This window comes from Nonomuraea sp. KM90, assembly GCF_052246675.1.
Taxonomy (GTDB): domain Bacteria; phylum Actinomycetota; class Actinomycetes; order Streptosporangiales; family Streptosporangiaceae; genus Nonomuraea.
Map to the genome: position 1 here is coordinate 32,842 of NZ_JBQQCB010000009.1, position 13,310 is coordinate 46,151.

A 13,310-nucleotide genomic window follows, 5' to 3' on the forward strand; every position below is an offset into this window, starting at 1 on the left:
GGTGCCTGTCAGCCGTTCAGGACGACAGCAGGCGCCGCTGCTCCTCCTCGATCACCTGCCGGGCCAGCGACTGCTCCGAGACGTCCATCGCGTCGCCCGAGGACTCGGCCAGGTCGCTGCGCCTGGCGTAGGCGTCGAACAGCTCCGACTTGTGCCGCAGGATGTCCAGCATGCGCTGGTCCACCGAGTCCACGGAGAGCAGCCGGTGCACCTGCACCCTGCGTACCTGCCCCATCCGGTGCGCCCGCCCCACGGCCTGCGTCTCCATGCTCGGCTTGACCTGCGGCTCGCACAGGATCACCACCGACGCCGCCTGCAGGTTGAGCCCCACCCCGCCGGCCTGGATCTGGCTGAGCAGCACCGCGTGCCCCGCCGCGGCGGAGAACTCGTCCACCAGCCCCTGCCGCCGCGCCGCGCCGACGTCCCCGGACAGCGGCCCGTGCGCCCGCCCGTCCAGCGCGGCCCCGACGGCGGCGAGCACCGCCCGGAAGTACGAGAACACCACCACCTTCAGCCCGTTCGCCTCGGCGTCCTCGACCAGCTCCAGCAGGCGCTTGAGCTTGGCCGAGGTGGCCGGCTCGGCGTACGCGGCCCGCCGCATGGCCATGAAGTTGCCCTCGGCCACGGCCTGCTTGTACGCCTCGAAGTCGGCGCCGCTGAACTCCACCCACTCGTCGGCCTCCACCCGATCGGGCAGCTCGGCGAGCACGTCCTGCTGGTTGCGCCGCAGGTAGACGGGCGCCACCGCCTTGCGGAACGCCTGCGCCACCGCCACCACGTCGCTGTTGCGCAGCCCGGCGGCCAGGTCGGGCCGCAGGTACGAGATCAGCGTCCGGAACTCCTCCACCCGGTTCTCCATCGGCGTGCCGGTCAGGAACAGCACCCGCCGCGCCCGCCCGCACCAGGCCGCCACCGCCCGGGAGCGCTTGGTCTCCGGATTCTTGACGTAGTGGGCCTCGTCCACGACGAGCAGCGCCACCTCCGGCAGCCCGCCGCCCAGCCGGTGCAGACCGTCCAGCGTGGCCACGGCCACACCGCCCCGGCGGGCCCACTCCTCCCGCGCCGCCAGCCGGTCGGGGCCGTGCAGCCGGTAGGCGTGCAGCGTGCTGCGCGACTCGATCTCCCGCACCCAGTTGATCAGCACGCTCGCCGGGCAGGCCACCAGGAAGTGCGTCGCCCCGTCCGCCCGGAGGTGCGCCAGCGCCGCGATGGCCTCGATCGACTTGCCCAGCCCCATCTCGTCACCGATGATCACGCGTTCCTGCACGAGCGCGAAGCGGGCCCCGAACGCCTGGTAGCCGCGCAGGGACACCCGCCGGTGGGTGTCGTCGAGCGGCTGCGCGGCGACCTTGGCCGCCAGGTCGTCGGGCAGCAGCCCCTGCCCGCTGCCGACCGGCTCCCCGGCCAGCTCCGCCAGCAGGCCGAAGTATTCGGGCGAGCGGGACTCGAAGTCCGCCCACGCCTCGAAGTCCCGGGCCGGCGGCCGCAGCAGGTCGGTGGTGACCTGGGCGAGCAGCAGCCGCGTCTCCCCGGTGCCGGCCAGCAGCCCGTCGATCGCGGCCACCGCCTCGCGCGCCCGCCGGCGCCGCGCGGGCAGCGTGAACATCATCCGCAGCCGGCTGCGCGCCGGCCGCGCCTGCGCCAGCAGCGGCCCCAGCCGCCCGTCCAGGTCGCGGGCGGCGTCGAGGGCGCGGGGCAGGTCGGGGCCCACGTTCACCAGGCGGTGCAGGGCGATCACCAGCTCCGTGGTGTGGTGGTCGGGCCGGTCGACGTCCAGGCGCAGGCTCGCGGCGTCCACGGCGGCCTGCTCGATCTGCCGGGCCGCCGCGTGGACCTGCCCCGCCGTGCGCGCGCCGATGCCCGGCAGCAGCTGCAGCGCGTACGGCGTGGCCTCCAGCACCGACCGGACCGTGGTGTACCCGGCCTTCTCCAGCGTGCCGATGCGCAGCCGCCCGTCGGTCACGTCCTTCAGCCGCGAGACGGGCACGCCCTCCAGCCCGGCCCTGGCCACGTCGCGGCGCAGCGCGTCGAGGGTGCGGGCGGCCTGCGCGCGCACGGCGGCGTGCTCGTCGAGCAGGGCGCGTGCGTCGGCCAGGAGCCGGTCCGCGTCACGGAATTCCACCGGACCAAGGATGCCGTAGCCCGAGGGCCCGCGTACATCGGTGCGGACCAGCCCGGATGCCGGCCCGGATGCCGGCCCGGATGCCGGCCCGGATGTCAGCTCAGGTGCACGCCGATGAGGCAGGTGTCGTCGTCGGTGTCCGAGTTGCAGTGCGTGAGCAGGTCGTCGAGGCGGTGGTCGAGCGTGCTCGCCGCGCGCCTGGCGATGGCCAGCAGCCGGTCCTGGGCGTGGCGCAGGTTGTGGTCGCGCCGCTCGATCAGGCCGTCGGTGTACATCAGCAGCGTGTCCTCGGCCCGCAGCTGGAGCCGCCCCTCCTCGTAGCGGGCGTCGGTGAACGCGCCCAGCAGCGGCCCCTTGACCATGGGCAGCTCCGCGCCGTCCCCCTCGCGCAGCAGGATGGGCGGCAGGTGACCGGCCCTGGCCCAGCGCAGCATGCGGGTGGGCGGGTCGTACAGGGCGCAGACGGCGGTCGCGGTCATGCGGTCGGTGAGGTGGTGGGCGACCATGTTGAGCCAGGCCATGAGCTGGGCCGGGCCCGCGCCGGTGGTGGCCAGGCCGCGCAGCGCGTTGCGCAGGATCACCATGCCGGTGGCGGCCTCCACGCCGTGCCCGGCCACGTCGCCCACCGACAGCAGCACCCGCCGGGACGGGAGCGCGACGGCGTCGTACCAGTCGCCGCCCACCAGGTGCTCCTTCTGCGCGGGCCGGTAGCGGACGGCGATGTGCAGGCCGAAGGACTCCATCGTGCCGTGCGAGGGCGGCATGATGGCCTGCTGCAGCTGCAGCGCCAGGCGGCTGCGCGCGGCGGACTCCTGCTCGGTGTGGGCGAGCTGGTCACGGGTGACGGCGAGCGCGACCTCCGTCCAGTGCTGGGAGGAGATGTCCTGGTACGCCCCCCGGACCGCCATCAGCCGCCCGTCTGGACCGAAGACCGGCTCGGCCACCACGCGCATGTGGCGGGCGACCCCGTCGCGACGCGTGAGCCGGAACGCCGTGGCGGCGAAGCGCCGGTGGTGCAGCACCGTGCGCAGGAAGCGGCCGATCGCGATCTCGTCGTCGGGGTGGGCGTGGTCGCGCAGCCGCTCCAGCGGGACCGGCTGGTCGCCGGGGGACAGGCCGTACAGGGAGTAGAGCTGGGCGTTCCAGGTGATCTGGCCGGTCACCGTGTTCTCCTCGAAGCCGCCGATGCGGCCCAGCCGCTGGGCGTGCTCCAGGAGCCCGGCCAGCCGCCCGTCCTCGTCGTGCTCGCGCCACACGAGCAGCAGGCTGTCGCCGTGCCGGGTGATGCTGACGTCGGCCACGCCCGTCGTGCTCAGGCCGAGCGCCATCCGCTCGGCGCGGAACGACTCGCCGGTGGCGTGGACCTGCTCCAGCTGCGCGAACATGCCGCCCGCCGCGCGGGGATAGGCCTCCAGCAGCAGCGCCCCGGACACCAGCGGGTACGCCTCCAGCAGCAGCCCGTCACCGGCGGTGATGCGCTCGTTGACGTGCCGGACGCGGAAGTCGGCGAGCTCGCCGCGGGCGTCGAGGTGCGCCCGCAGCACCAGGGCCGGGTCGGGCAGCGCGTCGGCCAGGTCCACCAGCTCCGACAGGGCCGCGGCGGCGGGCGCCAGCGGCGCGAACGGCGAGTCCAGCGTGTGCGCGCACAGCTCGGCCAGGGCCTCGACCTGCCGCTCGATCCTGGGCGGGTGCGGCGGCAGCGTGTGCGGCCAGCAGATCTCCAGCACGCCCTGCACCCGCCCGCCCGAGAGCATCGGCACGGTGACGCGGCCGCCGGCGACGTGCCGGCCGATGGCGGGCAGGCCCGCGTCGGCGTGCCAGATCGTGCGCCGCTCCGTCAGCGCGCGCCCGGCCGGCGTGACCACGCCCGGCGGCATGTGCCGCCACCGCCGGGCCTCCTCGGTGGCGAACCCGGCGTAGCCGGCCAGGGCGAGGGCGCCGCCCGGCTCGGCCGCCCACACCGCCACCGCCGTGGCGCCCAGCGGGGCCAGCGCGTGCTCCAGGAGCGCGGCGGCCACGGCCTGGGTGTCACGGGCGCCGAGCACGGCGCTCTCGGCGACGCGCAGGCGTACGGACACCTCGGGAGCGGCCTCGCCCGCCTCGCCGACGCGGTCGCGGGCGACCTCGTTGACGACGTCGGCGGCCACCTCCAGCCGCGTCACGCCGGCCTTGGCGGCGAGCGTGGCGAGCTGCTCGGCCGCCTGTGCGGGGCCGCAGCGCAGCCGCTCGACCAGGATGCCCTTGGCCAGCTCGAGCAGGGCGCGGTCGTCGGCCGCGCGGCGGCTCCGCTCGGCCTCCCGCCGCAGCCGCTCGACGGTCGCGGCCAGCCGGTCGAGATCCTGCCCGCCGTTCGGCTCGCCGCCCATCAGGACAGGTCCATCCAGTGCTGGATGCGTTCGATGAGATGGTCGGCGTCCACCGGTTTGGTCACGTAGTCGCTCGCCCCCGCCGCCAGGCTCTTCTCCTGGTCGCCCGGCATCGCCTTGGCGGTGACCGCGATGATCGGCAGGTCGGCGTACTGCGGCATGGCCCTGATCGTCTCGGTCGCGGTGTAGCCGTCCATCTCCGGCATCATGACGTCCATCAGGATCAGGTCGGTCTCGGCGTGCGCGGTCAGCGTGTCGATGCCCTTGCGGCCGTTCTCGGCGTGCAGCACGTGGATGCCGTGGATCTCCAGCATGCTCGTGAGGGCGTACAGGTTGCGGGCGTCGTCGTCCACGACCAGGACCGTGCGGCCGGCGAGGGCGTTGTCGATCTCCCGTCCCGCCGCGGTGCCCACGGTCTCGGCCCTGACCAGGGGCAGCACGTCGCCGGGCTGGTCGGCGGTCAGGTGCAGCGCGATGCGCTCGCGCAGCTCGTCGAGGCTGGTCAGCATCTCCAGCGGCTGGTGGGCCAGCCGCACCTCCTGCTGGGTGCGTGAGCGCCAGTTTTTGTACGCCAGCACGGGCACCCCGTGCAGCCGCGGGTCGCCGTTCATGACCTCCAGCAGCCGGTATGCCGACATATCGGGCATGTCGAGGTCCAGCACGATGCAGTGGCAGGGCTGCCCGGCCAGCAGCCCGGCCGCCTCCTCCGCGCCCGCCGCCGTGACGACCTCCATGACCCCGCCGAGGTCGCGCGCCCCGGCCAGGTCGCCCACGACGCTCTCGGAGACCAGCGACAGCAGCCCGTGCCGCCGCTCCTCGATCACCAGCAGCCGCCGCGCGGCCACCGGCTCCCGCTCCGCCGCCTGCGCCGGCTCGCCGCCCTCGGCCGGCGTGAGACCGGCCTTGGGGTCGGGGTCGAACCCGGGCCGGGCCACCGGCAGGTAGAGCGTGAACATGCTGCCCTGCCCCGGCGTGCTCTGCACGGTGATGGCGCCGCCCAGCAGGTAGGCGATCTCGCGGCAGATCGACAGCCCCAGCCCGGTGCCGCCGTATTTGCGGCTCGTGGTGCCGTCGGCCTGCTGGAACGCACCGAAGATCACCTCCAGCTGCTGCTCGGGGATGCCCACGCCGGTGTCCACGACCCGCAGCGCGATGGCCGGGCCGTGCGCGCGTACGGAGGCGGGCAGCTCGGCCGGCGCGGCCGGTTCGATGCGCAGCTCCACGCCGCCCGTCTCGGTGAACTTGACCGCGTTCGACAGCAGGTTGCGCAGCACCTGGCGCAGCCGGGAGTCGTCGGTGAGCAGCTCGGCGGGCACCCCGGGCGCGGTCGTGATGCGGAAGTCGAGGCTCTTCTGGCCTGTCAGCGGCCGGAACGTGGCCTCCACGTAGTCCAGCAGCCCGCGCAGCCGCACCCACTCGGGGTTGATGTCCATCTTGCCCGCCTCGACCTTGGACAGGTCGAGGATGTCGTTGATGAGCTGCAGCAGGTCCGAGCCGGCCGAGTGGATGATCCCGGCGTACTCCACCTGCTTGGGCGTCAGGTTGCGCGTGTGGTTCTGGGCCAGCAGCTGGGCCAGGATGAGCAGCGAGTTGAGCGGGGTGCGCAGCTCGTGGCTCATGTTGGCGAGGAACTCGCTCTTGTACGTGGAGGCCAGCGAGAGCTGGTGCGCCCGGTCCTCCAGCTCCTGCCTGGCCTGCTCGATCTCCAGGTTCTTGGTCTCGATGTCCTGGTTCTGGCTGGCCAGCAGCGTCGCCTTCTCCTCCAGCTCGGCGTTGGAGCGCTGCAGCTCCTCCTGCTGCTGCTGGAGCTCCTCCGAGCGCGCCTGCAGCTCCACCGCCAGCCGCTGCGACTCGTTGAGCAGCTCGTCGGTACGCGCGTTCGCCACGATCGTGTTGAGGTTGACGCCGATCGTCTCCATGAGCTGGTCGAGGAAGGCCCGGTGCACCGGCGTGAACGCCTGCACCGAGGCCAGCTCGATCACGCCGAGCACCTGCTCCTCGACCACGATCGGCAGCACGATCACCGAGGTCGGGTCGGTCCTGCCGAGCCCGGAGGAGATCGTGATGTAGCCGGGCGGCAGGTCGGTCATGGCGATGGTCCTGCGGCTGCGCGCCGCCTGGCCGACCAGCGCCTCGCCGAGCCGGAACCGGGCCGGCCGCTCCGGGTCCACCGGGTAGCCGTAGGCGCTGATGAGCTTCAGCTCGCTCTCCTCGGCCAGGAAGAACGCGCCGTACTGCGCCGAGACGAGCGGCGCCAGCTCGTTCATCACCAGCTCGGCCACGGTGGCCAGGTCGCGGTGCCCCTGCATGAGGCCCGACATGCGGGCCAGGTTGGACTTCAGCCAGTCCTGCTGCTCGTTGGCGCTGGTCGTCTCGCGCAGCGACTTCACCATCGAGTTGATGTTGTCCTTCAGGTCGGCCAGCTCGCCCTCGGCATCCACGGTGATGGACCTGGTCAGGTCGCCGGAGGTGACGGCGCTGGTCACCTCGGCGATGGCGCGGACCTGGCGGGTGAGGTTGCCGGCCAGCTCGTTGACGTTCTCCGTCAGCCGTTTCCACGTGCCGGACACGCCCTCGACCTCGGCCTGGCCGCCGAGCCGGCCCTCGCTGCCGACCTCCCGGGCCACCCGGGTCACCTCGGCGGCGAAGGAGGAGAGCTGGTCGACCATCGTGTTGATCGTGGTTTTCAGCTCCAGGATCTCGCCCCGGGCGTCCACGTCGATCTTGCGGGTCAGGTCGCCCCTGGCCACGGCCGTGGTGACCTGGGCGATGCTGCGCACCTGGTTGGTCAGGTTGTCGGCCATGGAGTTGACGTTGTCGGTGAGGTTCTTCCAGGTGCCGGCCACGTTGGGGACCCGGGCCTGGCCGCCGAGCTGGCCCTCGGTGCCGACCTCGCGGGCCACCCGGGTGACCTCGTCGGCGAACGCGCCCAGCGTGTCGACCATGGTGTTGATCGTCTGCGCCAGCGCCGCGACCTCGCCCTTGGCCTCGACGGTGATCTTCTGCGAGAGGTCACCTCTGGCCACGGCGGTGGCGACCTGGGCGATGCTGCGCACCTGGTTGGTCAGGTTGGAGGCCATGACGTTGACGTTCTCCGTCAGGTCCTTCCAGGTGCCGGACACGCCCCGGACGGTGGCCTGGCCACCCAGGTTGCCCTCGGTGCCGACCTCGCGGGCGACCCGGGTGACCTCGTCGGCGAACGAGGAGAGCTGGTCGACCATCGTGTTCAGGGTGTTCTTCAGCTCCAGGATCTCGCCGCGGGCCGAGACCGTGATCCGCTGCGACAGGTCGCCGCGGGCCACGGCGGTGGCGACCTGGGAGATGTTGCGCACCTGGTCGGTGAGGTTGCCGGCCATGAAGTTCACCGAGTCGGTCAGCGCGCGCCAGGTGCCGGCCACGCCCTTGACGTCCGCCTGGCCGCCGAGCTGGCCCTCGGTGCCGACCTCGCGGGCGACCCGGGTGACCTCGTCGGCGAAGGAGGAGAGCTGGTCGACCATCGTGTTGACGGTGTTCTTCAGCTCCAGGATCTCGCCGCGCGCGTGCACGGTGATCTTCTGCGACAGGTCGCCGCGGGCCACGGCGGTGGTGACCTGGGCGATGCTGCGTACCTGGTCGGTGAGGTTGCCCGCCATCGCGTTGACGGACTCGGTGAGGTCCTTCCAGGTGCCGGAGACCGCAGGCACGTCGGCCTGGCCGCCCAGCCGGCCGTCCGTGCCGACCTCCCGCGCCACGCGCGTCACCTCGGAGGTGAACAGGGAGAGCTGGTCGACCATGCCGTTGAACACCGACGCGATCTCCCCGAGCAGCCCGTCGGCGTCGTCGGGAAGTCTGGTGCGGAAGTCGCCGTCCCTCACCGCTGTCAGCCCCGCCAGCAGCCGGCGCAGCTCCGGCTCCTCGCCGCCCTCGCCGGCGCCTCTGGCGCGCTTGCCGCGCGCGGGCGGACGGGACGTGCCGACGGTGGGATCGCTCATGACCGGTCCTCCGTTGTCGCCCGGGTTTCCTCAGGTAGCGGAGAGAGTAACCGGCCGCGCCCGCAGTGCGCGCTAGCCGCAAGTTGTCATCTGTCTATCACACGACGTACACGCAAGGTGAGGGGGAAATTTCGCAGGCGCCTACCAGCCCTGCGATCAAATGGAGCGTTCCGAGGTGAGGGCGGCGGTGATCGCGTCCTCCACCGTGTCGTGCACCGGAATGTGCGCCACCACGCCCGTGATCTCGAAGAGGCGGGCGGGCAGGGGCCGGACGCCGGCCAGGTGGACGGCGCCGCCGTTCCTGAGGCAGTCGGTGGCGCACGTCAGCAGGACATGCAGGCCCGAGCTGTCCATGAACGGCACCTGCGACAGGTCGAACACCAGCCCTTCCGAGGGATCCGTCCGCGCCTTGCGGAGGTACGTCTCGAGCTGGGCCCGATTGGTGGCGTCCATCTCGCCGGTCACAGCGATCACGATCACTCCGGGCAGGTGCTGGTGCGCCAGCGTTAATGGCGGCATCTACGGGTTCACCGCTTTCGCCGGCGGAACATGACCATCAATGAAGGATAGTCTGCCGGAGTCGTCGGCGATATCCCGGTTTTCGGGCCGTGGCGGTGAATCCCCGCCGATGGGCGCGGGTGCGGACGACCTCCCGCACGCCCCCGCGCCCGCCGGAGTGGCGCCCTTCTCACCCCGCGCCAAAGCCTGGATCAGTGGCCGTGACCGTGCCCCACGAAGGCGGTGGCCGGCTTGCCCGGCGGCACCAGCCCGAGCGCGACCACCGCCGCGACTCCCGCCACCACGGCGCACAGCGTGAGCCCGGACACGAACCCCTCGATGCCGGCCCCCGAGCCGGGCACGAGGCTGGCCGCGGCCACCGTGGAGACCACGGCCACCCCGATGGAGCCGCCGAGCTCGTGGAAGGTGTTGATCACCCCGGAGGCGACCCCGTTCTCCCCCGGCGGGATGTTGGCCATGGTCGTCGTGGTGGCCGTCACGAACGCGGGCCCGATGCCCAGCGAGGCCAGCACGAAGCCGGGCAGCAGCGTGGTGTACGCGCTCGCGTCCGGCGAGATGCGCGTCATCAGCCCCGCCCCCGCCGCCGTCACCACGAACGCCGCCACCGCCACCGGCCGCCCGCCGAGTCGGCCGATGAGGTGCCCGCCGAGCTGCGCGCCGACGGTGATGGCGACGGCCGCGGGCAGGAAGATCAGCCCGGTCTCCAGGGCGCTGAACCCGAGCACGTGCTGGAGGTAGAGCGAGCTGAGGAAGAACAGGCCCAGCATCAGCCCGGTGGCCACCAGCATGACGAACGTCCCCGAGATCACCGGCCGCCGGGCGAGCGTCTCGGCACGCATGAGCGGCGACCGTACGGACCGCTGGATGACCACGAACAGCACGTACAGCAGCACCGCCCCGACGAGCGGCAGCACCGTGCCCGCCGCAGCCCATCCGGCGTCGCCCGCGGTCACCAGGCCGTAGATGAGCAGCGCCGTCGCCAGCGTGACGACCAGCGCGCCGGGCACGTCGACCGGCTCCCGGCGCCCGGCCGCGGGCGGCACGACGGCGGGTACGGCGGCCAGCAGCGCCAGCCCGATCGGCACGTTGACGAAGAACACCCAGGCCCACCCGGGCCCCGCGGTCAGCAGGCCCCCGAGGAGCACGCCGAGGGCCGCCCCCGTGCCGCCGATGGCGGCCCACACGCCGAGCGCGCGCCCGCGCCGCTCGTCGTGGAAGGTGGTGGTGATCACGGCCAGGGCGGCGGGTGACAGCAGCGCCGCGCCGATCCCCTGCAGCGCCCGCCCCGCGACCAGCATGCCGCCGCTCCCGGCCAGCCCGCACACCAGCGAGGCCGCCGTGAACAGCCCGAGCCCGGCCAGCAGCGTCCGCCGCGCGCCGAGCGCGTCGGCGAGCCGCCCGCCGAGCACCATGAGGCCGCCGAAGCACAGCGTGTACGTGGTCACCACCCAGGTCAGCGCCTCCCGGTCGAGCGCGAGATCGGTGCCGATGGTGGGCAGGGCGACCTGTACGACCGTGATGTCGACGATCAGCATGAACTGCGCCAGGCACAGCAGCACCAGCACGGCCCAGCCGCCGGTGCGGGTCTGGGCTCGAGTCGGGTCGAGACTCATCCGGAACTCCTTAACTTGAACATCGGTGTTCAAGTTAACACACGCAAACGATACGTGGGTAGGGTGTCTTGGAGCGCAGAGACCGGTGCCTTGGGGGAGGCCGGCTCGGAAAGAAGCGGCCCCGCTGCAGCGCGAGGGCGTGCGGGAAGGGCGCGCCGCTCTGGGGGGAGGCATTCGCGCTGTGCGGGCGCCGTGCCGTGCCGTGCTGTCGGGCGCCGTGCCGCGGTCAGGCGGGGGAGGCGCCGCCCGTGGACGTCAGGAGGGACAGCATCGTCTTGATCAGCACGTGCTCGACCTCCTCCGGCTCCAGCCGCCCCAGCTCCCGCTCCTGCGCCGCGCTGTGGATGATCGAGAAGAACGCGGTCACCAGCCACTGCAGCGGCAGGTCCGTACGGAAGGCGCCGTCGCGCTGCCCCCGCGCGATGAGCCGCTCCACCCGCCGCAGCGGACGCTCGTGGTGCTCCCTGATCCGCTCCGTGGCCAGGACCCGGTCGGCGGCCAGGAAGAGGCGGCGATGCCGGTCGAGGACCTCCCAGGACGACCGCAGCAGCCCGGCCATCGCCTCCGGCGCGGGGGCCTTGTCGACCGACTCGTTCTCCAGGACGGCGTCCGCCATGTCCACCGCGTGGTCGAGCACGGCGTCCACCAGCGCCTCCCGCGAGGGGAAGTGCCCGTACAGCGTGACCCGGCCCACCCCGGCGGCCTTGGCGATGTCGGCCACGCTGGCCGTGGGATCGGAGCTGAGCAGCCGGGTGCCGGCCTCGAGGATCGCGGCGATGTTGCGCTCGGCGTCCGCCCGCCGTGCGGGTACGGGCTGTCGTGCCGCGGTCTTGACCATATGACCACCCTACGGCGTCGGCCGGCGTTTCCCCGTCAGGGGGCGCCGACACGCCTCGGCCGGTGCGGCCAGGTCAGGGTGGTGGAGCGGCTCGCCCGCCAGGTGTATCTTCGTGGTCAACCCGTTCCAGGGCCGGCCGAGCCATCTGCCGGCGGCCCTGTGCCGATTCCACCGGGTTTCTCCTCTTGGCCGGCTCCGTCCGTGCGTCCTCCCGGCCGGAAGTTCAGCGATCATCAGCCGATCCCGCGACCGCGATCACTCCTGCGCCCGATCAGAAAGGCGGCCAGACCACCATGAAGCGCTACATCCTCACCGGCACCCCCGGCTCCGGCAAGACCACGATCCTGCGCGGCCTGGCGGCCCTCGGGTACGCGACGGTCGAGGAGGCGGCCACGGCGGTGATCGCCGACGAGCAGGCGCGCGGTGTCGCCGAGCCCTGGACCCGGCCGTCCTTCATCGACACGATCGTGACCCTGCAACGGCGGCGGCAGCTGCGGCCGGCCGTCACCACCACCACACCGGCCGTGCAGTTCTTCGACCGCTCGCCCATCTGCACCTACGCCCTCAGCACCCACATCGGCCACCCGATCTCCCCCGCCCTTTCCGCCGAGATCGACCGGATCACCCGGGAACAGGTCTACGACCGGCACGTGTTCTTCGTCCGCAACCTCGGCTTCTGCGAACCGACCGAGGCCCGCCGGATCAGTTTCGAGGACTCGCTGACGTTCGAACGCCTCCACGAGCAGACCTACCGGTCCTTCGGCTACCGGCTCGTCGAGATCCCCGCGAGCCCGCTGCCCGAACGGATGGCCATGATCCATACGCACGTCTCCCGGCTCCAGGAACGTCGTCAGCCTCGGCATCGGCCGGGGACTGCCTCCGCCACGTGACGGCCCCGGCCGTGTCGCCCCGTACACAGCCGTCCCGATCGGACCGCTCGCCCAGGTGCGACGTCCAGCGGGGAAGGCCGGATGCCTTCACGCCCGGGGTCTCCTGGGGGTGATCACGGTGGACAGGCCGTCCAGCAGGCGTTCGAGGCCGAACGCGAACAGCGACTCCAGGTCCAGGTCAGCGCCCGGCTCCAGGGCCTGCCCCGGAACCGGTACCGGCGCGCCGGCCGGGAACCGGGACCGGACCCACTGCTTGCTCGTCATCCCGGTGTCGCGCTCCGCGCCGTACTCGCTCTCGATGCTGAACGCCGTGCCCCGCACGTAGTTGACCATCGTGCCGTAGACGTGCAGCCGGGTGCCCGGGTCGAGGTCCAGCCCGTCGAGCGCGCGCAGCGACCACTGCCCGTACGCCACCAGCCCCGGCAGCGGAGCCGGCCGCACGACCGAGATCACCCGCGGCAGCCAGGGGTGACGGTGATAGAGCGCCCACTGGAGCTGGGCGGCCACCCGCAGGTGGGAGCGCCATCCCGGGGGCGGCTCCGGGTAGTCGATCCCGGCGAACGCGGCGTCGGCCATCAGCTGGGAGAGCTCGGCCTTGGCGTCGAGATGCCGGTAGAGGGCCATGGTGGCCACGCCGAGCCGGGTCGCGACCGTCCGCATGGACAGCCCCGCCAGCCCGGCCTCGTCGGCGACCTCGATGGCCGCCCGGACGATCCGCTCCAGCTCCAGCCCGCCGCCGGAGCGCGCGGGCAGCGGCCGGGCGGCGACCACGGCGCCGGACCGGGGCGTGCCCTCGATCGTCCCCGCCTGTTTCAGCGTGGTCAGCGCCTTGGTCGCGGTCGCCATCGCCACGCCCCACTCCCGCATGATCGCCCGGGTGGTGGGGACGGGGTCGCCCGGCCGTAGCTCGCCGCCGGCGATGCGGCGCTCGATGTCGGCGACGATCCTGAGGTACGGAGGCCGCGTATCGGTCACGACGCCCACTCTGCCA

Annotated in this window: 8 protein-coding genes; 1 reads left to right on the plus strand and 7 read right to left on the minus strand. The window is 72.8% G+C overall.

All coding sequences use genetic code 11. The features are described from left to right. Positions 1-16: 16 nt before the first annotated feature. The 6 genes from ACTWPW_RS12850 to ACTWPW_RS12875 all read right to left on the minus strand — a co-directional run bounded on the left by ACTWPW_RS12850 (position 17) and on the right by ACTWPW_RS12875 (position 11,429). On the minus strand, positions 17-2,122 hold the full coding sequence (locus ACTWPW_RS12850) for a DEAD/DEAH box helicase (RefSeq protein WP_443168836.1): 2,106 nt from the start codon (positions 2,120-2,122) through the stop codon (positions 17-19). 95 nt (positions 2,123-2,217) lie between these two features. Beyond that, on the minus strand, positions 2,218-4,488 hold the full coding sequence (locus ACTWPW_RS12855; RefSeq protein WP_443168837.1) for a SpoIIE family protein phosphatase: 2,271 nt from the start codon (positions 4,486-4,488) through the stop codon (positions 2,218-2,220). Next, positions 4,488-8,459, minus strand: a complete 3,972-nt coding sequence (locus ACTWPW_RS12860) for a HAMP domain-containing protein (protein ID WP_443168838.1) — start codon at positions 8,457-8,459, stop codon at positions 4,488-4,490. The genes ACTWPW_RS12855 and ACTWPW_RS12860 overlap by 1 nt, the downstream gene beginning before the upstream one ends. A gap of 156 nt (positions 8,460-8,615) precedes the next feature. Continuing rightward, positions 8,616-8,978 (minus strand): STAS domain-containing protein, encoded by a 363-nt coding sequence (locus ACTWPW_RS12865; protein WP_375108680.1) that lies wholly within the window; start codon positions 8,976-8,978, stop codon positions 8,616-8,618. A gap of 191 nt (positions 8,979-9,169) precedes the next feature. Then, positions 9,170-10,591 carry an MFS transporter gene (locus ACTWPW_RS12870; RefSeq protein WP_443168839.1) on the minus strand — a complete coding sequence of 474 codons (1,422 nt, stop codon included), beginning with the start codon at positions 10,589-10,591 and terminating at the stop codon, positions 9,170-9,172. A gap of 226 nt (positions 10,592-10,817) precedes the next feature. Beyond that, positions 10,818-11,429 (minus strand): TetR/AcrR family transcriptional regulator, encoded by a 612-nt coding sequence (locus ACTWPW_RS12875; RefSeq protein ID WP_375108678.1) that lies wholly within the window; start codon positions 11,427-11,429, stop codon positions 10,818-10,820. Between the two features lie 293 nt (positions 11,430-11,722). Here ACTWPW_RS12875 and ACTWPW_RS12880 point away from each other — a divergent pair, with 293 nt between their 5' ends. Beyond that, positions 11,723-12,319 carry an AAA family ATPase gene (locus tag ACTWPW_RS12880; RefSeq protein ID WP_443168840.1) on the plus strand — a complete coding sequence of 199 codons (597 nt, stop codon included), beginning with the start codon at positions 11,723-11,725 and terminating at the stop codon, positions 12,317-12,319. A gap of 87 nt (positions 12,320-12,406) precedes the next feature. On the opposite strand, the gene ACTWPW_RS12885 is transcribed toward ACTWPW_RS12880, so the two are convergent. Continuing rightward, complete coding sequence (locus ACTWPW_RS12885; protein ID WP_443168841.1) at positions 12,407-13,294, minus strand: GntR family transcriptional regulator; 888 nt, start codon at positions 13,292-13,294, stop codon at positions 12,407-12,409. Positions 13,295-13,310 lie beyond the last annotated feature (16 nt).